General features: G+C 39.2%; 20 protein-coding genes. 6 read left to right on the plus strand and 14 right to left on the minus strand.

Features of this window, described 5'->3' with window-relative positions; genetic code table 11:
* Nucleotides 1–47 precede the first annotated feature (47 nt).
* Nucleotides 48–1,094, plus strand: coding sequence for an RNA 3'-terminal phosphate cyclase (gene rtcA, locus ABLB96_RS14375; protein ID WP_348896368.1), 1,047 nt, complete (start codon nt 48–50; stop codon nt 1,092–1,094).
* 35 nt (nt 1,095–1,129) lie between these two features.
* On the opposite strand, the gene ABLB96_RS14380 is transcribed toward rtcA, so the two are convergent.
* The 6 genes from ABLB96_RS14380 to ABLB96_RS14405 form a co-directional block, all read right to left on the minus strand.
* Nucleotides 1,130–2,590 carry an aminoacyl-histidine dipeptidase gene (locus ABLB96_RS14380; protein ID WP_348896367.1) on the minus strand — a complete coding sequence of 487 codons (1,461 nt, stop codon included), beginning with the start codon at nt 2,588–2,590 and terminating at the stop codon, nt 1,130–1,132.
* A 171-nt stretch (nt 2,591–2,761) separates the two neighbouring features.
* Nucleotides 2,762–3,145, minus strand: a complete 384-nt coding sequence (locus tag ABLB96_RS14385; RefSeq protein ID WP_348896366.1) for a hypothetical protein — start codon at nt 3,143–3,145, stop codon at nt 2,762–2,764.
* A 127-nt stretch (nt 3,146–3,272) separates the two neighbouring features.
* Entirely contained in the window at nt 3,273–5,519 is a 2,247-nt protein-coding gene (locus ABLB96_RS14390) for a bifunctional prephenate dehydrogenase/3-phosphoshikimate 1-carboxyvinyltransferase (RefSeq protein ID WP_348896365.1), read from the minus strand.
* Between the two features lie 108 nt (nt 5,520–5,627).
* Nucleotides 5,628–6,737, minus strand: coding sequence for a prephenate dehydratase (pheA, locus tag ABLB96_RS14395; RefSeq protein ID WP_002049199.1), 1,110 nt, complete (start codon nt 6,735–6,737; stop codon nt 5,628–5,630).
* A 351-nt stretch (nt 6,738–7,088) separates the two neighbouring features.
* Nucleotides 7,089–8,234: an acyl-CoA dehydrogenase family protein gene (locus tag ABLB96_RS14400; protein WP_348896363.1), complete on the minus strand. Its 1,146-nt coding sequence runs from the start codon at nt 8,232–8,234 to the stop codon at nt 7,089–7,091.
* Nucleotides 8,235–8,393: 159 nt separating this feature from the next.
* Nucleotides 8,394–9,749 (minus strand): dicarboxylate/amino acid:cation symporter, encoded by a 1,356-nt coding sequence (locus ABLB96_RS14405; protein ID WP_348896361.1) that lies wholly within the window; start codon nt 9,747–9,749, stop codon nt 8,394–8,396.
* Between the two features lie 499 nt (nt 9,750–10,248).
* Here ABLB96_RS14405 and ABLB96_RS14410 point away from each other — a divergent pair, with 499 nt between their 5' ends.
* Nucleotides 10,249–11,244, plus strand: coding sequence for a glycosyl transferase family protein (locus tag ABLB96_RS14410; protein WP_348896360.1), 996 nt, complete (start codon nt 10,249–10,251; stop codon nt 11,242–11,244).
* Between the two features lie 38 nt (nt 11,245–11,282).
* Here the strand turns inward: ABLB96_RS14410 and ABLB96_RS14415 are convergent, their stop codons facing one another.
* The 3 genes from ABLB96_RS14415 to ABLB96_RS14425 form a co-directional block, all read right to left on the minus strand.
* Nucleotides 11,283–11,690, minus strand: a complete 408-nt coding sequence (locus tag ABLB96_RS14415) for a hypothetical protein (RefSeq protein WP_348896359.1) — start codon at nt 11,688–11,690, stop codon at nt 11,283–11,285.
* Between the two features lie 62 nt (nt 11,691–11,752).
* Nucleotides 11,753–12,025: a YeaC family protein gene (locus ABLB96_RS14420; protein ID WP_004643467.1), complete on the minus strand. Its 273-nt coding sequence runs from the start codon at nt 12,023–12,025 to the stop codon at nt 11,753–11,755.
* Nucleotides 12,022–12,930 carry an NAD(+) kinase gene (locus tag ABLB96_RS14425; RefSeq protein ID WP_348896358.1) on the minus strand — a complete coding sequence of 303 codons (909 nt, stop codon included), beginning with the start codon at nt 12,928–12,930 and terminating at the stop codon, nt 12,022–12,024. The genes ABLB96_RS14420 and ABLB96_RS14425 overlap by 4 nt, the downstream gene beginning before the upstream one ends.
* A 185-nt stretch (nt 12,931–13,115) precedes the next feature.
* On the opposite strand from ABLB96_RS14425, the gene mrcB reads away from it, so the two are divergent.
* Nucleotides 13,116–15,512 carry a penicillin-binding protein 1B gene (gene mrcB, locus ABLB96_RS14430; RefSeq protein ID WP_348896357.1) on the plus strand — a complete coding sequence of 799 codons (2,397 nt, stop codon included), beginning with the start codon at nt 13,116–13,118 and terminating at the stop codon, nt 15,510–15,512.
* Nucleotides 15,513–15,532: 20 nt separating this feature from the next.
* Nucleotides 15,533–16,084 (plus strand): tetratricopeptide repeat protein, encoded by a 552-nt coding sequence (locus ABLB96_RS14435; protein WP_348896356.1) that lies wholly within the window; start codon nt 15,533–15,535, stop codon nt 16,082–16,084.
* Nucleotides 16,085–16,106: 22 nt separating this feature from the next.
* Here the strand turns inward: ABLB96_RS14435 and ABLB96_RS14440 are convergent, their stop codons facing one another.
* Complete coding sequence (locus ABLB96_RS14440; RefSeq protein WP_348896355.1) at nt 16,107–17,009, minus strand: thiamine phosphate synthase; 903 nt, start codon at nt 17,007–17,009, stop codon at nt 16,107–16,109.
* 136 nt (nt 17,010–17,145) lie between these two features.
* Between ABLB96_RS14440 and hemP the strand changes: the two genes are divergently transcribed.
* Complete coding sequence (gene hemP, locus ABLB96_RS14445) at nt 17,146–17,316, plus strand: hemin uptake protein HemP (RefSeq protein WP_000993416.1); 171 nt, start codon at nt 17,146–17,148, stop codon at nt 17,314–17,316.
* 65 nt (nt 17,317–17,381) lie between these two features.
* Here the strand turns inward: hemP and ABLB96_RS14450 are convergent, their stop codons facing one another.
* From ABLB96_RS14450 to ABLB96_RS14460, 3 genes are all read right to left on the minus strand, one after another.
* Nucleotides 17,382–18,740 carry an ATP-binding protein gene (locus ABLB96_RS14450; RefSeq protein ID WP_348896354.1) on the minus strand — a complete coding sequence of 453 codons (1,359 nt, stop codon included), beginning with the start codon at nt 18,738–18,740 and terminating at the stop codon, nt 17,382–17,384.
* Nucleotides 18,737–19,399 carry a response regulator transcription factor gene (locus ABLB96_RS14455; protein ID WP_348896353.1) on the minus strand — a complete coding sequence of 221 codons (663 nt, stop codon included), beginning with the start codon at nt 19,397–19,399 and terminating at the stop codon, nt 18,737–18,739. The genes ABLB96_RS14450 and ABLB96_RS14455 overlap by 4 nt, the downstream gene beginning before the upstream one ends.
* A 104-nt stretch (nt 19,400–19,503) precedes the next feature.
* A complete protein-coding gene (locus tag ABLB96_RS14460; protein WP_348896352.1) occupies nt 19,504–21,261 on the minus strand; it encodes an ATPase, T2SS/T4P/T4SS family in 1,758 nt (585 codons plus the stop codon).
* A gap of 288 nt (nt 21,262–21,549) precedes the next feature.
* Between ABLB96_RS14460 and ABLB96_RS14465 the strand changes: the two genes are divergently transcribed.
* A complete protein-coding gene (locus tag ABLB96_RS14465; RefSeq protein WP_348896351.1) occupies nt 21,550–22,833 on the plus strand; it encodes a DUF4010 domain-containing protein in 1,284 nt (427 codons plus the stop codon).
* On the opposite strand, the gene tsaA is transcribed toward ABLB96_RS14465, so the two are convergent.
* Nucleotides 22,830–23,561 carry a tRNA (N6-threonylcarbamoyladenosine(37)-N6)-methyltransferase TrmO gene (tsaA, locus tag ABLB96_RS14470; protein ID WP_348896350.1) on the minus strand — a complete coding sequence of 244 codons (732 nt, stop codon included), beginning with the start codon at nt 23,559–23,561 and terminating at the stop codon, nt 22,830–22,832. The genes ABLB96_RS14465 and tsaA overlap by 4 nt on opposite strands.
* Nucleotides 23,562–23,648 lie beyond the last annotated feature (87 nt).

The raw sequence follows: 23,648 nt of genomic DNA on the forward strand, positions 1-23,648 counted from the left end.
ATGTACTGACAGTATGTTCATTAAATTAAAAAACAAGGAAAATAGAAGTGAATACAGTTTTGGCAAATATGCCAAAAGCCATTCAAATTGATGGATCACAAGGTGAAGGTGATGGACAGATTTTAAGGACTGCCCTTGCCCTTTCAATGATTACGGGTCAAGCATTTGAATTAATCAACATTCGTGCAGGCCGTAAAAAACCGGGTTTAATGCGTCAACATTTAGTTTGTGTACAGGCATCTCAACAAATTAGCCAAGCTTATGTTGAAGGTGCTGAATTACATAGCCAACGTTTATATTTCGCACCTCAACATGTTCAAAATGGAAAGTATCAATTCCAAATTGGTTCCGCAGGTAGTACAACGCTGGTTTTACAAACGCTTCTGCCTGTTTTGTTATTACAAAATGAAGGCAGCGAACTTACTATTTCAGGGGGTACACATAACCCACTTGCGCCAACAGCAGATTTTATTGAACACTGCTTTTTACCTGCTCTAGCGAAAATTGGAATTAACGTCGTTTTTAAATTAAATAAGGCAGGCTTCTTTCCGATAGGTGCAGGTGAAATACAAGTCACCGTTCAGCCATGGCAACATCGAAACCGCTTAAATTTATTAGATCGTGGTGTTTTGCAAAATAATGAAGCTTTTGCAGCAGTATTAAATCTCTCAGAAGAAGCGCAAATTGCACAACGTGAATTAACCACATTAACTAAAAAGCTAAACTTAAGCTCTCAGCAACAATTTCATTTAAATGGAATTAGCCAAGGCAATACCGTTTACGTAAAAGTCACCCATCAACATCACACTCAACTGTTTACGGCTTTGGGTGAAATGCGCAAAAGTGCCGAACAAATAGCTGAACATTTAGCGAAAGATGTAAAGCTATATTTAGCGTCACAGGCTGTAGTAGATGAGTATTTGGCAGACCAGTTACTGCTACCTTTAGCTTTAGGTCAAGGTGGTGAATTCACCGCACAATGTATTAGCGAACACACTCGTACTCAAGCAGCCATGATTGAAAAATTTATTGATTGTGAAATCGAATTGATCGAATTAAAACCAGATCATTTCCATGTAAAAGTAAAAGTTTAAGAAGCTCATGACTGAGCTTCTTATTTCTAAAAAAATTACTCTACAGATGCTAAAGCTGTCACTAACAACTTCCAGCATTTCTCTACAGTGTCTACTTTGACTCGTTCACCTGGCGCATGAGCACCCTGAATATCCGGTCCAAAAGATACCATTTGTAAGTCTGGATAATGCTCAGCAATAATCCCACACTCTAAGCCTGCATGAATCACTTTGAGATTTGGTTCAATGTTAAATGCCTTTTGATAGGCTTGCTGTAAGCACTTTAAAGCCGCCGAATCTGGGTTTGGCGTCCATCCCGAAACCAATGGCGTGAGTGTAGAGCTGATATTAAATTGACTAAAATGTGCCTGAATCTTTTCTGCAAAATCTTGAGCTTCTTGGTTCACCATTGAGCGAACCATTAAGACAGCTTTTCCGCCCTCTCGATTTAGTTTTACAACCCCCAGATTATTTGAAGTCTCAACTACATCCGGGAGAGCTTGACTCATACTTGCAACGCCATAAGGGCTTGTTGCTAAAGCTTGCAACCATTCGTTTTGCTGTTGTTGAGTAATAACTTCAGTCACTTTAGCGCTATTGGGTTGAATAGTTAATTGCAGATTGTCATCTACGCCCTGTAGTTGTTTTTTCCATGCTGTTTGATATTCAGAGAGTAACTTTTCTAGTTCAGTTAACTGGTTAGGTGAAATTGCAATAGTTGCCACTGCTTCTCGCGGTAAAGCATTACGAGCCGTACCACCTGTAAACTCAACAAGATGCCCACTAAGCTTTGCTAAATACTCATTTAAAAAACGAGCTAAAATAACGTTGGCATTACCACGTCCTAAATGAATATCTACACCAGAATGCCCTCCTTTAAGGCCAGCAACCTGAATATTCACAATCGTTAAGTTTTCAGGGATTGGTTCATAAGTAAGTGCTTGTTCGACTTCAACATCAATACTACCAGCACAGCCGAGATATAACTCGCCCCACTCTTCTGTATCAATATTAAATAACCATTTCCCTTTTAGTACGCCAGCCTGTAAAAGTCGTGCACCACTCATCCCTGCTTCTTCGTCCACTGTTAACAGAACTTCAATAGGTCCATGAGCAATATCATTTGAGTCTAAAACTGCCAAAGCTAAAGCCACTCCTATACCATTATCAGCACCTAAAGTGGTGTCTTTGGCAACTAACCAGCCGTCTTCAAGAACTGGGCGAATAGGATCCTTAAAAAAGTCGTGTACTGTGCCTGTGTTAGCCTGCGTGACCATATCTAAATGGCCTTGCAGAATAACTCCCGCTACATGTTCTTTACCCCGAGTCGCATCCTTACGGATAATTAAATTACCGATCTCATCTACGTAAGTTTCCAGATTCCGACTTTCAGCCCAGTTTTGTAAAAAATCACGAAGCTGCTGTTCATGCTTTGATGGACGCGGAATAGTGCAAAGTGTTTGAAAATGCTGCCAAACAACTTGAGGAGATAATGCGGCAATATTAACTTGTGTCATGAAAACTACACTCTAATTTTTTAAATATCGTAATAATTTCAATATACACAATGCATTAAAGATAGGTAGCGATTTCAGAAAAGATTTTGTATTTTTATATTTAATCTAAAGAGATTGTACGACTTTTCTAAAAAGCCGTACTTCATGAATAAGTCTTAACAGTAGCACGCCTTAGTTTTTCCACTCAAATGCTGAAAAACTCTGATCGGCTTTTAAACTATTTTCAACGGCCTGTGCAAGCTGACGAATAATGCTTTGTGTTTCAATTTTCTCAAACCAGTCTTGTTCTTCATCAAGATTGGCAGAGATTTCACACATTAGATGTCCATCGTGATCTGTTTTTTGGCAAGTGATTGACAAGGGTAAAAGATGATTATCAATACTGACTTCTACCTTTTCATGCTCATGCACAATGTGCTGCGCATCAAAACCATAATGCCCCAATTGTTTAAACAGTAAAGCCGCTACATATTCTTGTGTGATATGGCATTCATTTGGTGGATGATCAAACACCCCATGTTGTGGGCAACTGGCAATAAATTGTAATTTTTTCATCCTTTGTCCTAACACTTTTATCATTATCTGCACTTAGCATAAGCAATAAACAAACAGCAGCCAAGCCTTTAGCTCGCTGCTGCCGTTGCTATTGTGTTAGCAATTATAAAATGTGTTGGGTCAAAAGTTATTGGCTAACTTCGATTGTCAAACCTGCACGATTCGCCAACTCAGTGAAAGTTGGAAAACTTGTAGCAACAGTTTCAGTACCCTGAATCGTGATCGGGCCAGAAGTACGAAGACCTGCCATACTAAAACTCATAGCAATACGGTGGTCATGGTGTGATTCAACTTCACCACCAGTAAAGATTGGTGACCAATCGCCTGACTTACCTTTACCTTCGATAATGATGCCATCTTCAGTTGGCGTACAGTCAATGCCCATGATTTTTAAACCATCTGCCATCACCTGAATACGATCAGACTCTTTCACACGAAGCTCTGCTGCACCAGTAAGTACTGTTTGACCTTCAGCACAAGCTGCTGCAATAAACAAAGCTGGGAATTCATCAATTGCTAAAGGTACTTGGTCTTCTGGCATATGGATGCCTTTAAGCGTACGTGAACCTTTAATATGAATATCCGCAATCGGCTCACCACCGGCAATACGTTCATTTTCAACAGTCAGGTCAGCACCCATCTGTTTTAAAATTTCGATTACGCCAGTACGTGTAGGGTTAATCCCTACAGCCTCAAGCACAACGTCTGCACCTTCAGTAATTGCAGCACCCACCATAAAGAAAGCAGCAGATGAAATATCAGATGGCACCTGAATATCAGTACCCACTAATTTGCCGCCACCTACGAGGGAAATTTTATTACCTTCAGTTTTCACATCATAACCAAATGCACGAAGCATACGTTCTGTGTGGTCACGAGTTGGTTCTGGCTCCGTCACTGAAGTTTCACCTTCAGCCCATAAACCAGCCAGTAAAATACCTGACTTCACTTGAGCAGAAGCCATAGGTAAGTCGTATTGAATGCCTTTTAATTGCTGGCTACCCGTAATGCTTACAGGTGGTGTACCTTTCTCGCCTGTGGTTTGAATCTGCGCGCCCATTAAGCGTAATGGTTTGGCAATACGTTCCATTGGACGCTTAGAAAGTGACGCATCACCCGTCATCACTGAATCAAACTTTTGTGCTGATAACATGCCTGAAAGCAAACGCATGCTTGTGCCAGAGTTACCCATATACAATGCACTTGCAGGCGCTTTCAAGCCGTGCATGCCTACACCATGAATGGTCACTTCACCATTTTTAGGGCCTTCAATACTCACCCCCATGTCACGGAAAGCTTGCAAAGTTGCCAAAGCATCTTCACCTTCAAGGAAGCCAGTTACATGGGTAGTGCCTTCGGCAATGGCACCAAACATAATGGAGCGATGTGACACAGATTTGTCACCCGGTACGGTAAATTTACCTTTAAATGCCTTATTTCCCGGTAAGATACTGAATTGCTGTGTCACCTTATTTTTCTCCATTAAAGGTTTTTTGGCTAACATATGATTGAAATGCTGGCGGGCTGCCTGAGCATGGCCGAGTAAACCCATTAATGCATGAGAATCTTCGTCTTCAATCAGTTTTCTGAGTACACTGAGCTGTTTTTCAAAGCCATCTACAGCGTTTAATATAGCCGTTTTATTAGCAAAGAAAATGTCATGCCACATTTGAGGATCACTGGCCGCAATTCGTGAAAAGTCACGAAAGCCACCTGCTGCATAGCGGAAAATATCAAGATTATCTTCACGGTTTGCAAGTTGCTCGACCAGATTAAATGCCATTAAGTGCGGTAAATGACTGGTATGTGCCAAAACTTCATCATGCTTGGCAACATCCATACAAATGACTTCAGCTTTTGCTGCCGACCAGAGTTGAATCAGTTTCTCAACTGCCCATTCTGCACTTGTAGGTAACGGCGTTAAAATTACTTTGTGATTTGCAAACAGGTCAACTTTACCCGCATGAACACCAGTATGTTCACTACCGGCAATAGGATGTCCCGGTACAAAACCTGCTGGTAAATCTTCACCAAATATAGCTTTTGCTGCCTCAACAACATTCCCTTTTGTACTTCCCACATCGGTTACGATCGTAGTTTCTGACAAATAAGGTTTAATTTGCTCAAGCACTTTTTGGGTAGCGCGCACTGGCAAGGCTAAAACAACTAAATCTGCCCCTTTCACGGCTTCAACAGGATCAGAAAATCCTTCTTGTATTAAGCCAAGTGATTTTGCATCTTCTAAAGTTTTATATGATCGTGTAGATGCCACAATAGTTGTCGCCAACTTTTCAGCAACAATAACGCGAGCTAAACTCGACCCGATGAGTCCTAAACCGATAAATGCAACTTTTTTAAATAGGGGTTGTGACATAACTTCAACTTTGCTTTCACTCAAAGTGATTAAAACCTTTGAGCAATTTATTTTTTAAGCATAATGACATGCTCATTTTGATGCATGTCATTATTCCAACATGAGTAATTAAAGAACAGCAGCAGGATAAGAACCTAAAATACGAAGCTCTTTAACCATTGGACGAATATCATTAATTGCCGCAGCAACATTCTCTTGATCGATATGGCCTTCTAAATCGATAAAGAATACATAAGCCCATTTTTCAGGCAATGCTGGGCGAGTCTCAATACTCGTTAAGCTAATATTATGTTTTGCAAACGGCGCTAAAATTTCTAATAAAGCACCCGCACGGTCATGCGCTGAAATTAACAATGATGTTTTGTCATTACCACTTTGTGGAATTTTTTCACGACCAATCACTAAGAAACGAGTGGTATTTTCAGGATTATCTTCAATATTGCTATGTAAAATTTCAAGATTATACATGCCTGCTGCAATATCAGACGCGATTGCTGCCGAATGCCATTCGTTACGAATACGACGTGCAGCTTCTGCATTTGAGTTTAAAGCAACACGTTCAACACCCGGATAATGCGCGTCTAACCACTGGCGGCATTGCGCCAATGTTTGCTGGTGAGCATAAATCTGTTTAATGCTGTCTTTGCGTGTATTTTCAGAGACAAGGAATTGATGATGAATACGTAATTCAACTTCACCAATCACATTTAAATTCGATGTTTTAAAGCAATCTAAAGTATGGTTCACAATACCTTCAGATGAGTTTTCAACAGGAACTACGCCGTAATGTGCGCTACCCGCTTCCACTTCACGGAAAACTTCATCAATTGTTGGTAATGGACGAACAACGGCATCTTTACCAAAATGCTTAAGCACAGCAGATTGAGTAAAAGTACCTTCTGGCCCTAAAAATGCAATGCTTTGTGGAGCTTCTAAAGCAAGGCAAGCAGACATAATTTCACGGAACAAACGCGCCATAGTTACATCAGATAAAGGCCCCTGATTGCGCTCCATGACTTTACGTAAGACTTGTGCTTCACGTTCAGGACGATAAAACAAAGGATTCTCTTCAGAAGCAAATTTAGCTTTCGCAACAGCTTCAGCAAGGCTTGCGCGGCGATTTAATAATTCTTGAATCTGTTGATCAACACTATCAATATCTTCGCGAATTTGTTCTAAACTAAGAGAAGTCGTTTTGTTTTGATCATCGTTGATCATTGGAATGCAGCCTCAGCAAAATCATCTTTTAAACGAGAGTATAACAATAGTCGGCTTTGATTTGTTAGGCAATATCGGTGTATTGGCTTTTTTCGTTAATCGCTCTCGAACCCATCTATAAGATTACTTTATTTGATAATGATTTTCATTTATTATTTTGCTTTGTCTTTTCTTATTCGCTTTTTTAACCCCACTCAGCAACATATTACAAACTAGGATGCGTTCTCCCCTCATGCCTATGTTTGTTCTCTAACAAAACTTGCAAAGCTATAAGTTGTTGCTTGATGAAACATACAATAGCTAATTAAAAACAGCCTGCTCTAAGGCAAGCTGTTTTTAAAACTATTTTGATTAGGCTTTACCAATTAATCCACGAGCTACGATTTCTTTCATAATTTCATTTGTACCACCGTAAATACGTTGAATACGCGCATCTACAAAGAAACGTGAAATTGGATATTCTGTCATATAGCCATAACCACCAAAAAGCTGGAGTAAGTTATCTGCGACTTTCATTTGCATATCACTACTGAAACTTTTCAATGCCGCGGCAGTTTCTACATCTAGCTTGCCTTGTTGATATAACTCAACATTTCTCTCATAAAAAGCAGCTGTAGCAAGCTCATCAATTTTTGCTTGTGCTAGCACAAAACGTGTATTTTGGAATTGAGAAATAGGTTGGCCAAATGCATGACGCTCTTTGACATAAGCCGTTGCTAGATCAATTGCACCACGAATAGCGCCAATCGCAGTAGAGGCAATCGCTGTACGCTCACGTGGTAATTCTTGCATTAAATAAGCAAAGCCTTGTCCAGCTTGACCGAGTAATTGGTTTTTAGGCACTTTGACATTATCAAAAAATAACTCGGAAGTGTCCTGAGAATGCAGACCAATTTTGTCGAGGTTAGTTCCTTTTTTAAAGCCTTCTAAATGCGTATCAGCCAATAATAACGACACCCCTTTTGCTCGAGCTTGAGGATCAGTTTTTACCGCGAGCACAACAAGGTCAGCATGTTGTCCATTTGAAATAAATGTTTTTGAACCATTTAGCAAATAGTAGTCATCTTGCAGAATGGCACTTGTACGCATCGATTGTAAATCTGAACCAGCACCCGGCTCCGTCATACCGATTGCACCGACTACTTCACCTGCTACCATTTTTGGTAACCAGTATTGTTTTTGCTCTTCTGTCCCGATGTGTAAAATATACGGTGCAGCAATTTCAGAGTGACAAGAAATAGCAGTTGATAAGGCACAAAAACCAGCACGGGCAGATTCTTCTACAAGCATCAATGAATAGTATGTTGGAACGCCATAACCACCATATTCTTCAGGAACATCTACACATAAAAAGCCATTTTCGCCCAGTTGATTCCAAACTGAACGTGGCATGATTCCTTCACGTTCCCACTGGTCATAATGTGGAGCAATATGCTCATTCATAAAACGTTTAAAATTATCACGGAATAATTCTAAATCTGCATCATATGCCAACATAATATTTTTCCTTCAGCTTTATTGTTTTATCGAATCTCATTGCCTGCATGCTAATCATTTTTTTCACAGCTGTCATGGCTTAGCCGCTCATTAATACTGTACTTTTCAGTCAGCCAATAAAAAAGGAAGCTTAAGCTTCCTTTTTTATGAATATTTATTTTAGTGAGATGCTTCAGCAGTTACACTTTTCTGCTCAAGCATTTTTCTATCCACTTCTTCTGGATTATTTAACGCTTCATTTAACTTATCTTTATCTAAAGCGCCAACCCATTTAGCAACAACAATCGTTGCTAGAGAGTTACCAACAAGGTTAGTTAAAGCACGTGCTTCAGACATGAAACGGTCAATACCTAGAATCAATGCCAAACCAGCAACTGGAATATGACCAACAGCAGATAGCGTTGCAGCCATAACAATAAAGCCAGAACCCGTTACACCTGCTGCACCTTTAGACGAAATTAAAAGTACCAATAGCAAGGTAATTTGATGCTGGATATCAAGTTGTGTATTTGTGGCTTGAGCAATAAAAATTGCAGCCATAGTCAAATAGATTGACGTTCCATCAAGGTTAAATGAATAACCTGTTGGGATAACCAAACCAACAACCGATTTTTCACAGCCTGCAATCTCAAGTTTACGCAACATACGTGGTAGCACTGACTCAGAAGAAGATGTACCAAGTACAATTAAGAGTTCTTCACGAATCAAACGTACCATTTTAAGAATGCTAAAGCCACTCAAACGACTGATCGTTCCTAATACCAAGAAAATAAAGAGTAGACAGGTAATGTAGAAACAAAGGATGAGCTGACCTAACTGAACCAGTGAACCCACACCATATTTACCGATGGTAAATGCCATTGCCCCGAATGCACCAAGTGGTGCAAGTTTCATGATCATATTCACAATGTTAAAGAACACATGTGCAATTTGATCAACTAACTTTAAAACTGGACGTCCTGCATCACCTAACTTGTGCAGTGCAAAACCAAAGAGAATTGCAAAAAGAAGGACTTGTAAGATTTCACCATTTGCAAATGCACCCACAACCGTGTCAGGAATAATGTGCATTAAGAAATCAATAGTGGATTGTGACTCACCTGAAGTAACGTATTTTTGGATACCTGAAGTGTCCAAGGTTGTAGGATCAATATTCATTCCTACACCTGGCTTTGCGATATTAATTACCACAAGGCCAATCAGAAGTGCGATGGTTGAAACGATCTCAAAATATAACAACGCAACGCCACCAGTTTTTCCAACTGACTTCATGCTTTCCATACCAGCGATACCACTCACCACTGTACAGAAAATAACAGGCGCGATGATCATTTTAATCAAACGAATAAAAGCATCACCTAATGGCTTGAGTTGCTCACCTAAACCTGGAATATGGTGTTCGACACCATTAACAATTTGCGTGGTACTTGGCGAGAAATGTCCTACCAGAACACCCGCGATAATCGCAATAATCACTTGAAAATAAAGTGATTTATAAATCGGTTTTTTAGCCATAACTTTACTTCAATCTATATTTCCAAGTCCGTTGGAAATATCAAAATGAAACGTCTATTCTTTACGAATACACAGCCCTAACCTTTCACATAAACACCGCAAAAGGGAAATGGTTTTTTGGGAACAAAAAACCTTCCTACTACCTCAATGAAAACAAAAAGCTGTTTTCTAAAACAGGAGAATACCTGAAGTTTCCAACCACTTTGAGTAGCTAGAAATAACCTCTTACTTTTTCAATAAAAAGCTGAAGATATAGGAGAATCACAGAAAATTATGATATGAGTGCTCAAAAAAGCACATGAAAGTTTACTCGAATTAAATAACGATTCGGTTAATTTTTTGGCTAATACGCACAAAAAACACTCATGCAGCCTTAAGACTTTAGTAGGAGAAACACTTTTGATATTTTTTCAGCAGCTTTTTATGTCATATTGATAAGTACTTGTAGACATTTCATTTTGAGCTGCCTACCCCCTTATTTTTACTGTTTTGAATTGCCATGAATACTAAACGTAATATCTATAAAGATGCTGAACATCCCTTTGCTCAATATGTCCGTATTTTAGGTAAGGGGAAAACGGGTTCTCGCTCACTGACCTATGAAGAAGCCTATCAAGCTTTTACCATGATTTTAAAAGGTGAAGTTCTGGACGTTCAGTTGGGTGCCTTTTTAATGCTGCTTCGTGTTAAAGAAGAGTCCATTGATGAACTTGCAGGCTTTGTTCAAGCGACTAAAGACCAGCTTAACTTTCAGCCTTTAGACGTTGACTTAGACTGGTCATCGTATGCAGGTAAACGTAAACATTATCCATGGTTTTTACTGGCTGCCCTGACACTTGCTCAGCATGGTTATAAAATCGTTATGCATGGTGCATCAGGTCATACGATTAACCGAGTTTATACGGAACAAGTTTTACAATATTTGGGTTATCACATTTGTCATTCTGAACAAGATGTCCGCACCCAATTGGCAGAACAAAACTTTGCTTACTTACCATTAGATGTAATTTCACCTGTTTTAAGCGATTTAATTTCTTTAAGAAATGTGATGGGCTTACGCTCACCTATTCACACTTTGGCTCGTTTAATTAACCCGTTTAATGCTAAAGCCACCTTACAAGCAATTTTTCATCCCGCGTATAGAACCTCGCATCAGCATAGTGCGCTTCGCTTAGGCTATCAAAACAGTGCTGTCATTAAAGGTGAAGGCGGTGAGTTTGAACGCAATCCAGATGCCAAAACACTCATTTGCGGCATTAAAAATGGTGAACTCTATGAACATGAGTTACCTAAGCTCACACCAGAACGTAGCCCAATTGAGGAAGAGTTAGACTTAGCAACGTTTAAAGCTGTCTGGCTTGGTCTGCAGCATCATGAATATGGTGAAATGGCAGTAACAGAAACCATGGGTATTGCGTTATATACCATGGGTGTTGTTGCTAGTTTTGAAGAAGCAATGGATAAAGCCAAAGCGTTGTGGAATAGTCGTTTCTAAAATACGAATGACCAAGGTTATATCGGATAGCCTTGGTTTTAAGGCTCAACATAATAAAAATCTGGCCAGAATGGATATTCCTGACCTGAAGAATGAATATTTCTTAGTTTCAAGTGATCACCTATTTTGATTGTAATGTTATTAGAATCGTAGGAACCCGAAAGATAAGCATCTCGTTGTTGACCAATAAGTGTCTTACAATATAAATGATGCGCTTTGATCTTTTGAGAGCTTCGTATTGTTTGCGACTCCAGCACCTGAATCCCAATCAATAACATGGGATAACCGTCGTTCTTTATACTGGTATATTTAGCTTGAGGTGAAGTGTATTTCTGACTCGCAACAACCTTCACATTGAGTAAACATTCAATGGGTTGTTTGGCCAGTGCAACACCACTAAACATTATGAGAAATAATAGCACGCAAACAGGTTTTAAACATTTCATATGATTCTTTATTATATTTTGATAAACATAAAAAAAGCCCAGTAATCACTGAGCTTCCTAAATTAAACAAAACGAATCGGTTTAAATTCAGGTTCATGCTTGTGATGATCATCATCACACTCTTCACCCTCTTCTTTCGTTCCACGGTCAATATACCCACTGCGCTGTTCTTCTGGTAAGTTCTTTAACTCCCAAGCAATCACAGCTTGCATACAAGTCTCACGCTGCTCTTTAGTTAAAACAACGCCATTTGGCCATTTACCAATTTCTACTGCTGTTTTTAAACGCTCGACAATTTCAGGGTTTAAAACAGATAGCATTTGTTCAATATTCATGATTCATCTCTTTGAAAAGACTCAAAATCTTGGTTCCAACCCAGTTTGGTACGACAAGCCATATAGAAATCATAACCAGGTGGGTGTAATAAACTTAATTTAAATGGATGTTTACGGATGTGCAAACTATCGCCAACATTGAGGGAGACACTGTGTTGACCATCTGCGCTCACCATCGGTAACACACGATTTTCGCGAATGACGATTTTAATTTCACTTTGCCCACCCACAACAATTGGGCGAGAAGATAATGTATGGGGGTGCATAGGCACTAATGCAATAGCATCCATACTCGGATGTAAAATTGGGCCACCGCCCGATAATGCATAAGCAGTCGATCCAGTCGGCGTCGAAACAATTAAACCATCACTATGCTGACGGTAAACATATTGACCATCAATATTGAGTTCGAAGTCAATCATGTGTACTGACTTACCCGAATGCAGTACAACGTCATTTAATGCAATCGCATCATAAATGACTTCACCATTGGTACGTACTTCCATTTCTAACAAGAAACGGCGGTCAAGCTGGAAATGACCTTGTAACACCTGATCAAGCTTAAAAATGGCTTCTGAAGGCTTAATATCAGTTAAAAAGCCTAAACGACCACGGTTAATACCAATGACAGGTGTATTATAACGTACTAAAGCTCTGGCAGCATGAAGTAACGAACCGTCACCCCCTACTACAATTACCAGATCAGCAACCTCACCTAATAGATGGCGACTGACGACTTGCGCATGATCATAGGGCACTAATTCGGCAGTTTCCTGATCAAAAATGGGGTTTAGGCCTAAACTTAGCAAATGGTCATGAATTAAACAGAGTGTTTCTACAACTGATGCTTTATCTGGTCGACCAATTAACCCGACGTTTCTGAAGGACTTATGTGAAATTTGCACGAATGAGTAAGCTCCGCTGCGATTCTACGCTATCATAACATTAACCAGATTAATTTAAAAAAACATAACAACAAGATACTGTAAAATTCAATCTAAGTTTTCCATTTATTCACAGTTTTATCATTGCAAATTGATGACAAGCTATCGCATCATTAGCGTATTGTTTAGGGTTTTATCTCATTTATATGAAGTTTGAACGTGGTATCGGTTTCTTTGCACTAATTTTTTCCATTTTGGTCATTGGTGCTTTTATTGCTCTTAGTATCTATCTGATTCGTTTAGATAATATTATCCGTGAAAAATTTGAAGGACAACGCTGGGATATTCCTGCCAAGGTATTTGCTCGGCCTTTGGAAATTTATAATAATGCACCCATCACGCAAGCAAATTTCACCCAAGAATTAAAATTATTAGGTTACAAAACTTCAAGTAATTATGACAAGTCAGGAACCTATGTTGCTCAAGGTAGCAACATGTATGTACATACACGTGGTTTCGACTATGGTGATAGTGTCGAACCTGAACAAGTATTAGAACTCAGTTTTGCCAATGACCAAGTTACGGAAGTACGTACAACTAAACCTTCTTCAACTGGTGTTGCGCGTTTAGAACCCTTATTGATTGGTGGGATTTATCCTCAGCATAATGAAGACCGCGTTCTCATCAAACTCAACAGTGTTCCTAAACCACTGATTGAAGCTTTGATTTCTACAGAAGACCGCAACTTCTATCACCATCACGGTATTTCAATTCGCGGTACTGCTCGTGCATTAGTAAGTAACGTGACTGGTGGACGTCGCCAAGGTGGTTCAACCTTGACCCAGCAGTTGGTTAAAAACTTCTATTTAACACCTGAACGAACTTTAAAACGTAAAATTAATGAAGCGCTCATGGCTTTACTCATTGAGTTGCACTACAGCAAAGATGAGATTTTAGAAGCTTATTTAAATGAAGTAAATTTAGGCCAAAATGGTAACTATTCAATCAATGGTTATGGCTTGGCGTCACAGTTTTATTTTGGTTTACCACTTCGTGAATTGAGTGTTGCTCAACAAGCCTATTTAGTTGGATTAGTACAAGGACCATCGTTATATAACCCTTGGAAAAACCCTGAAGGTGCAAAAAATCGCCGTGATACGGTATTAAATAATATGCGTGTAATGGGTTATTTAACTCAAGCAGAATATGAAACTGAAATTGCACGCCCTCTAAATGTTCTAAGTAAACCAAGCTTAGGTCCTGCAAAATTCCCTGACTTTTTAGATTTGGTACGCCGTCAGTTACGTACTGAATATCAAGAAAGTGATTTAACAAATCAAGGATTACGTATTTTTACGACCTTGGACCCAATTGCTCAAACTCAAGTTCAAGATGCATTTAAAGCATCTGTAGAACGTCTTGCTCAAAGCAACCCTGCTCGCCTGAAAAACTTGCAAGGCGCTGTTCTCATTGCTCATCCTGAAAATGGTGAATTGATTGCAGCGGTCGGCTCAACTCAGGACTTTACCGGTTTTAACCGTGCCTTAGATGCAAAACGCCAAGTTGGTTCATTATTAAAACCAGTTATTTATTTAAGCGCAATGGAGTCAGGACGTTATAACTGGGCAAGCCAAATCGAAGATGCGCCAATTAGTGTCCCTGTAGATGGTGGCAAAAGCTGGACACCAAAAAACTATAGTGGTGGTGGACATGGCGTAGTGAGTTTAAGTGAAGCCTTAGCAAACTCTTATAACCTTTCTGCAGTACGCTTAGGTCAAGAGTTTGGACTGTCTACATTTACCAACAACTTAAGAAAATTTGGTGTCGATTCACCAATTCCTGCCTACCCTTCTATTTTCCTTGGTGCAGTTAATATGTCACCAATGGAAGTACTTAGCATTTATGAAAACTTTGCTACAGGCGGCTTTAAATATCCAACTCGTGCGATTCGTTCAGTCGTAGATGCCAATGGTCGTTTGCTTGATCGTTATGGCCTGAATGTTCAACAAACGATTGATCCAGCCGTGGGTTATATCATGAACTATGGTCTACAACAGGTCATGTCTTCAGGTACAGGGCGTGCGGCATACAGCAGTTTGTCTCCAGCTTTAAAATTGGCTGGTAAATCAGGTACAACTAACGATACACGTGATTCATGGTTTGCAGGTTACTCTGGTAACCATGTGGCTGTTGTGTGGTTAGGCTTGGATGACAACAAAGTGACTGGTTTGACAGGTTCATCTGGTGCATTACCTGTATGGATTAATGTGATGAAACAATTACGTCAAACACCAGTAAATCTACGTCAGCCAGACACTGTACAGTGGCAGTGGATTGACCGTGCATCAGGTGATTTATCGGCACAAGGTTGTGAAGGGGCAATGTATATTCCTATGCTAATGCACACTGTTCCTCACCGAGCTACTGCATGTGGAGCGCCTCATTATCAAGTTGACCCAACATACGCACCACAAAGTGATAACACAGCACCAGCTTCTCAGCCGGATAATAGCGACAGCTATATTCGTGAAAGTGAAAACCAGATGCAACAAGATCTGTCGAATAACTCTCACGTAATTTCAAGTGGTAGTTATAACAACTAAGCGTTAACAGGAAATAGGATATGTTAAAGAAAGGTGTTTTTTATATTGGTGCTGTACTTATGGTCGGCTGTACTACTTTACCTGATCATTCAACCCCAAAAGAGAAAACACCACCTGTTGCTGAAAAAAAGAATGTTGAGACGCCATCTGGTGTGAAAATTACACCTTATGATCATCCAGACATTCAACGAAAAAGTTTACAGGTGATTGTACCCCAGCAGAAAAAGCCTCAACGCTTTAATGAGGATGGAAGCCAATTACCTGCTTTTAAAACTTTAATGCAAAAAACTGAGCAAGCCTACAAAAACCAGCAATGGTCCGAAGCTGAACGCTATGCGCTTCAAGCACAGCGTTTAGCACCACAAGCAGCTGAAACTTATTTATTTCTTGCACTCAGTGCAAATCATAAACAGCAATATTCTAATGCTGAGTCTCTTGCAAGACGTGGTTTAAGCTTTGCTCAGAGTCAAGCGATGAAAAAACAGCTTTGGCTCACTATTTTAAAAGCTGGTCAACAACGTAATAATCCAAAAACTGTTCAAGAAGCACAGCAAGCATTAAAAGCACTCTAGCTTTTAATGCTTTTATTTTTCATTAAAAATTACGAATACCTGCTAAGCCATATGCACCATGTTGCTGTGCTATGGCTAAATCATCAGGACTCATTCCACCTAAAGCAAATACCGGAATCTGGCATTTCTCGATTAAATCGGCTAAGCGCTCCCATCCTAATGCGGTTGCTTCTGGATGAGTCTCTGTTACTTTGACAGGACTTACAAAAACGGCATCACAACCAATTTGCTGAGCATGTTGTAAAGACACCGCATCGTGACAAGCAGCAATAAAACGTACTCCTACCTCTAAATCACCTTTATGCAAGCTCATTAATTGGGACTGTTTAAGATGAACAGTCTTTATATGATTTTTTAAATCTGGTTTTAACTTTTGCCAAACATCAACATTAATGATTAATTTTGAAAGCTGATCTGTATTTAAAAGAGCTAATTTTTCTAGATCTGCCTGATCCAAACTATCTTTTTCACTTCGCCAATACAATAAAGTTTCATCATTTTCAGCTAAAGTCAGTGTGGAACTAATTTTAATAAAATGTGGCCAATACAATCTTTTTATGATGTCTTTATTGGCTTTCGGGAAGTTTAAGTGAAGTAGCTGTTCACGTGTGTACCACGTCCAAGGTTGATGAATAAGATTTAATAACTCATCTGGCACATAGCTATGAAATAGATGAAGGTTGACAATAATGTCATCATATTCATGGTGAATATAATCAAATTGATGCCATTCTTTTAAACCAATACCGACTTCTTCATAAATCTCACGGCGACATGCTTCTTCGGGTATTTCACCCTGCTCAACTTTGCCACCAGGAAATTCATGCTTTCCACTTTGATGCTGCTGTTCGCCACGCCATCCGACTAATATTTTTCCGCGATGAATTAAGATGGCTATTGCAACATCGACTACCGGTTTAGGCATTTTTCTACTCACTCAAGTTTTTCACAAGTGTAAGCAAATTTTATCAATTTATAAAATTTTTAAAATCTCATTGACAGATCTATTCGATAATGATTATCATTTAAATCGTTCAAGAATATACCACGGAGCACAACAAATGAACGCACCTTTTAGCTTATTTACTCGTAACACTGATTCAGCTCATACCTTACCAATGCTACATTCTAACAACCTATTTGCATTAGGTCGTGAAATCCGAATTATGCATGCTGGCGAGGAATACCGCTTACGCCTTACTCGCAACAACCGTCTTATTTTAACTAAATAAATACGAGCCTCGCGTTTCAATAATATTCGTGGGAAAACAAAAAATGGATAGCATGGGCAACCATGCTATTTTTGTATTTCACGATTAAAAGGCAGTGTCACTTCAACTTTTAAACCACCTTGGCTTGCATGCATAAATTTCAGTTCCCCACCATGGAGTTGAATAATTTTTTTAGTAATCGACAGCCCCAATCCTGAGCCTTGCTGCTGAGTGCCTAATACTCGAAAAAAACGCTGTCCTAGACGCATTAAAACCTCATCATCTACCCCATTTCCTGTGTCTTCTATAGAAACTTTCAGTTGTTGCTGGTCTTGACTAAGTTCAACATGAATAAATCCTAACGTAGGACTATAGCGAATAGCGTTATCAAATAAATTCCTAAAAGCAATGAACAATAATTCTTCGTTCGCAAACATTTTGGTTTCATTCGCCAAAATATTTGTCTCAATCACCATTTGTTTGGATTGAGCATCAATATCTACGGTTTCAATTGCTCTGGCCAATATATGATTTAAATCAATCACACTCTTAAAGAGTTCTGGCTGCTCAGTCTCATTAGGCTCCAAGCGAGCAAGAAGTAATAAATTTTCAAGAATTTTGGTACTTCTTGAAACATCTTCTTGTATCCGTTCAAAGTCCTGATCAAGCCCGGGAATATGCTGATATTTACGTTGCAAAACTTGAAGACGCATTTGTATGGCAGATAAAGGCGAACGTAACTCATGTGAAGCATCTGCGGTAAAGCGTTGTTCAGCAACGAGTGCCCGCTGCAGCCTTGCAAGTAACTGATTCAATGCATCTATGACCGGTTGAATCTCTGTAATAACGTCTGGGTCTTGAATAGGCTCTAAATTTGATGCAGTTTTTTGAGCAATACGTTTAGAGAGTAGATTTAGCGCAGCCAATTGTTGTTCTGTGCGCCAACTTACAATAACCCATTGTAAAAGCCAGAATAAAACCATAAGACCACTGTATCCGGCGAGCGCTTTGAGCACTTCTTCAATGCGTGTACTCATTGGCTGAAAAACTTCAACTTGTAGCTTTGAATCTTTTTGTTGTGTGGCCAGACTACGCCATAACTGGCCATCGAACCAAAAGTATGAAAAACCTGTTGATAAGTTGCCTTGTTTAAAAAGCTCATACTGATAGGTATGAGAATGGGTTAGCACTTGGCCTGAGTTTAATAATTCATACTGGATATCAAATTCATCACTGAGCTGATCAAACTGCTTCATAGAATGTTTAGAGAGATCAGAAACCAGCAAAGTATCTGAAATTTCATCCATAATTTCATCTTGCACAGACATGTTGTGATAAATCGAAAATATGGTGAGTAAGCTTAAAGCGAGCAGCCCCACCACGATACTGCTCCACATCGTGGTTTTGACTAATTGGGATTGCAAAGAGGAACGCTTGGATTTCATTTTAAATCTCCCATACGGTAGCCTAACCCCCGTATGGTTTTAATACTGCTACTTCCGATTTTTTTGCGAAGTTGATAAATAAAGACTTCTATTGCATTACTTTCAATCTCATCACCCCATGCGTAGAGTGCTTCTTCTAATTGATCACGAGTAATAATATGTTCAGGATGAACCATGAGCTTGCGTAAGATTTGAAACTCTTTTGCGGTTAACTCAATAGAGTTTCCAGCAAATAATACAACTTTCGCTTGAGTATCGAGGTGTAGATTGCCCCATGTTAAAATCGATTGCTGACTTAAAGTTTGATTGCGTAATTGAGCACGAATTCGGGCAGATAACTCTTCTAGACTAAAAGGCTTAATCAAGTAATCATTTGCACCTAAATCCAGTCCCTCTACTCGGTCATGAATGCTGTCACGTGCTGTAATAAAAATTACTGGTACATTTTTTTGTTTATAGCGTACCGTTGTTAAGACTTTTTCACCTGCTAGTTGAGGTAAACCTCGATCAAGCAAAATACAGTCATAGTCGTGCTGCTCAATTGCAGTAAGTGCATAATCACCTCTTTCAACCCAATCGACTTGATAACCATCTAATTCTAACCAAGATTGAATACTTTCCGCTTGAGAGCGATCATCTTCTGCAAGCAAAATTCTCATCTATTTTTCCTGTTATATCCTAATTTGATGTTGCCAAGCCTTTATAAAAAAAGCAAAGCCGCATGATTTAAATGCGGCCAAAAAAAGATAAATCTTAAGAAAATTTAGTTTAATGGTACTACCCGTAATACCTCTTCTAAAGTGGTAAGCCCTTCAATCACTTTATGCGCTCCAGCAATTCTCAAAGGCTCGACACTTTCTTTTTTAGTTTGGTGTCTTAGTTCATTTAATGTCGCATGACTACCAATCAAATGCTTAAGCTCAAGACTAACTGGCATAAACTCATAAATACCAATTCGGCCTTTATATCCCGTATGTCGACACTGTTCACACCCTACTGCTTGATAAACTTGTTCTGGCATTTCCATAATGTAGTCAAATGTTAGATGTTGCCATTCATCCTCATTAATATGAGTTTGTTGCTTACAGTGCGGGCACAGTTGTCGTACTAAGCGCTGTGCCAATACACCTAAAATTGTGGCTGCTGTTAAAAAGGGTTGCACGCCTAAATCATGTAAACGGGTCAAACTAGAGGGCGCATCATTGGTGTGTAAAGTTGATAACACCAAGTGACCTGTGAGTGCAGCTTGAATGGCCATATTGGCAGTATCTTGGTCACGAATTTCCCCAATCATAATAATGTCTGGGTCTTGACGCATAAGCGCACGTACGCCATCAGCAAAGCCCAGATCAATGGCATTATTAACCTGCATTTGGTTAAAACTCGGCTCTAGCATTTCAATCGGGTCTTCAATGGTACAGACATTGACCTGATCAGTTGCAAGCTGCTTTAAAGAAGAATATAGCGTGGTGGTTTTACCAGAACCCGTTGGACCAGTCACCAAAATAATGCCATGACTATTTTGCGTAATACGCTGCCATTGTTGTAATAAACACTGGTCAAAACCCAATTGCTGAAAGGAACGTACTAATACATCTGGATCGAAAATACGCATAACCAATTTTTCACCAAACGCTGTTGGTAAGGTAGATAAACGGAGTTCCGTTTCTTGTCCTTTAGGTGTACGCGTTTTTAATCGGCCGTCTTGCGGCTTACGCTTTTCCGCTACATTTAAGCGCCCTAAAATTTTAATTCGAGAAATCACGGCGGTCAGTGTATTTGAAGGCATGTTATAAATGGTGTGTAAAACGCCATCAATACGGAACCGAACTTTGCCATTATCTTTGCGCGGTTCCATATGAATGTCACTGGCGCTTTGTTCAAACGCAAACTGTAAAATCCAGTCGACCAATTTCACAATATGCTGATCATTAGCATCTGGATTTTGGCTATCTCCCAGTTGTAAAAGTGCTTCTACACCTTTGTTATCACGGTCATGAGCTGCATCTTTCTGAGCTGAGTTTACTGCACGGCTAACTTGATAGTACTCTCGTAAATAACGTTGTAACTGTTCAGGATTAAGGAGTACCCGCTCAATTTTTTTGGGTGCCAAGCTCCGTTCGAGATTGTTTAGCCAATCTGTTCGAAAAGGTTGATCTGTTCCAATCACAATTCGGTCCGCATGAACTTCTACAGCTAAAATATGATTTCGGATCGCAAACTCTTGTGACATGACTTGAGTTAAAGCACTTACATCTGCCTTTAAAGGATCAATCACAAATAATGGTAATTTTGCTCGATCGGCAAACCATTGGCATAGACGGTTTAGACTTAAATGCGCTTGTACGTGCTGTTGGTCTTTTAAATTAAAATGAGCAATCCACTGTAATGGATGCCACTTGAGCTGGTCTTTTTGTCTATTCGTCGTTTGTACCAGTAATTTATCGCGCTCAGTGATACGGCCTTCTTGTAATAATTGTTCTAGACACCAATGTGTATCTATTTCTACATGTGCATTCATGTGTTATCCCCAATATATTTTTATAATATAGCAGAGATATTTTAGATTTGAGGTTTGTGGCAATCGACAAAATCAGCTTTTAAATACCTTTTAACATCAAACAATTAAACCACTTCTCAACTTATAATTATTTTGTGTCCTACATCATATTTATAAAGATATTTATTCAGTTAGTTTGACTAAAAAAGAGACTATGATCTAGACAATAAAAAGCATAAACTGAAAAGTAATACATGGTTTCAAATTGATTTATATCCACATATAACAATAAACCCAAGAGGAAGTAATATGGAACTTCCAATGACAATGTCATTACAAACTGCATCATTTGAAGAATTTATCACTGTTATTGCTGCTGCATTGGGCTGCGGATTGTTAATTGGCTTGGAACGTGAACGCAGCAAGCTCAAACACGAATATAAAACTTTTGCAGGTTTTCGTTCTTTTGCAATTAGTTCCCTACTCGGCGCAATTTGTTTCTTATTCGGAACTGAAATTGGCATTGTAGGCGCTTTGCTTATTGGGGCAATTAGTATTGTCTCTCTTAAAAACCAGCCGAATGACCCAGGTGTAACCACTGAACTTGCCTTTATTATGACTTACTTCATAGGGGCACTTTGTATTTGGAATATTTCACTGGCTGCGGGACTAGCAGTCATCATGACCATTATTTTATTGGCAAAGCAGTCCATGCATGGGATTGCCAGTCAGTGGATTACCGAATCCGAATTACGTGACGGGATTTTTTTACTGGCCTTACTTTTAATTGCCTTACCCTTAGTACCCAATAAACTCTTTTGGGGACCTGTTTTAAACCCACATGTCATTTTAAAACTACTGACTTTAATTTTATTTGTACAAGCGCTCGCACATATTGCAAAGCGACTGCTATCCTCTAAAAATGCTTTGCTACTTTCTTCTTTAGCTTCTGGTTTTGTTTCCAGTACAGCGACCATAGCAAGCCTAGGTTTAGAAGTACGCTCTGGTCGTGCCAATGCCACCACAAATGCAGGCGCTGCATTGATGTCATGTGTTTCTACACTTATTCAAACCTTAATTATTGTAATCGGGATCAGTTTTGCTTGGTTCAAATTCATTCTATTTCCAACGCTGATTGCATTAACAGTTCTAGCCGTATGGGCATTCATTTTATTAAGAAAAGCAGAACCGAATACAACTTCAACTGAAGTCGACTCAAGGATGTTCAGCTTAAAAGAAGCAGTTATTATTGCAGGAACACTCACCCTCATTCAGGTCAGTGTTTATGGCCTAAGCCTATATTTGGGAGATGCGGGCTTAATCGCCGGAACTCTATTTGCCTCTTTATTTGAAATACATGCAGCTATTGCAGCCGTGATTGTACAAGGTGAGCCAAATAACGCACACACTTCACTCTTAATTGCTTTTATGGGTGGTTTTGCTGTCCATGCGATTGCTAAGAGCATTAACTCGGCGATTTCGGGTGGAATGCGCTATGCCCTTGCGTTTATACCTGCCCAACTTATTCATATGGCAATATTAATTAGCTTGCTATGGATGAATATAGAGGGGTTTTTAAAACTTCCCATTTAAATGAGCGAAGTATCTTCTACCATATCAACAATTGTAATTACATTATCATTCACTCTAAAATGAATATCAAAATTAGAAAACTTCATTTTATAGACTCGCTTAGGGTCTTCTTGATAGGCAGGTCTTGGGTCTAAAGCCAATACTTGTTCTAATTCATCAAGATATTGTGGAGTAATGGTTTTATGTTTTAAAAAACCTTGCTGAACATTAAGTGCATTTGCAGACCATATAACAGTTTTTCGTTCTGGTTCAGCCTGTGCATAACCACTTTGTGCATTAACAATTGCATCAGAATATTGAATGTAAGGTTTAATATCTAAAATTGGTGTGCCGTTTAGTAAATCGCTGCCTGAAACATAAACTCTTAAAGATTTTCCTACTTTTTCAACCTTCTTTAAATTTACAACTGATAAACCCACAGGGGCTGGACGATACATACTACGAGTCGCAAATACTCCAATTTTTTCATTCCCCCCTAAACGAGGTGGGCGCACCTGAGGCCGAAACTTAGCGGCCGTTTCCTGATTTTTATTGTCATGAAACTGCCAGATAAGCCAAAGATGAGTAAATTGTTCAATTCCTTCAAAAGCCAATAAGTCATTATAAGGTTCTAGCATCTCGATATAAGACTCGACATTCACCAGATTAGGCTGACGTGGAATACCAAATTTCTCTCGAAAAGGTGAGCACATGTGCCCGATCACTGGGAGGGTGATAGAATTGATCATCACTTTTTCTTATAAACACAATTAAATATATTCAGTTTATCGGGAATGAAATTAGATTAGAATAGCAATCTGTTTTCTTTTAATCGT

This window comes from Acinetobacter sp. XH1741, from assembly GCF_041021895.1.
Taxonomy (GTDB): domain Bacteria; phylum Pseudomonadota; class Gammaproteobacteria; order Pseudomonadales; family Moraxellaceae; genus Acinetobacter.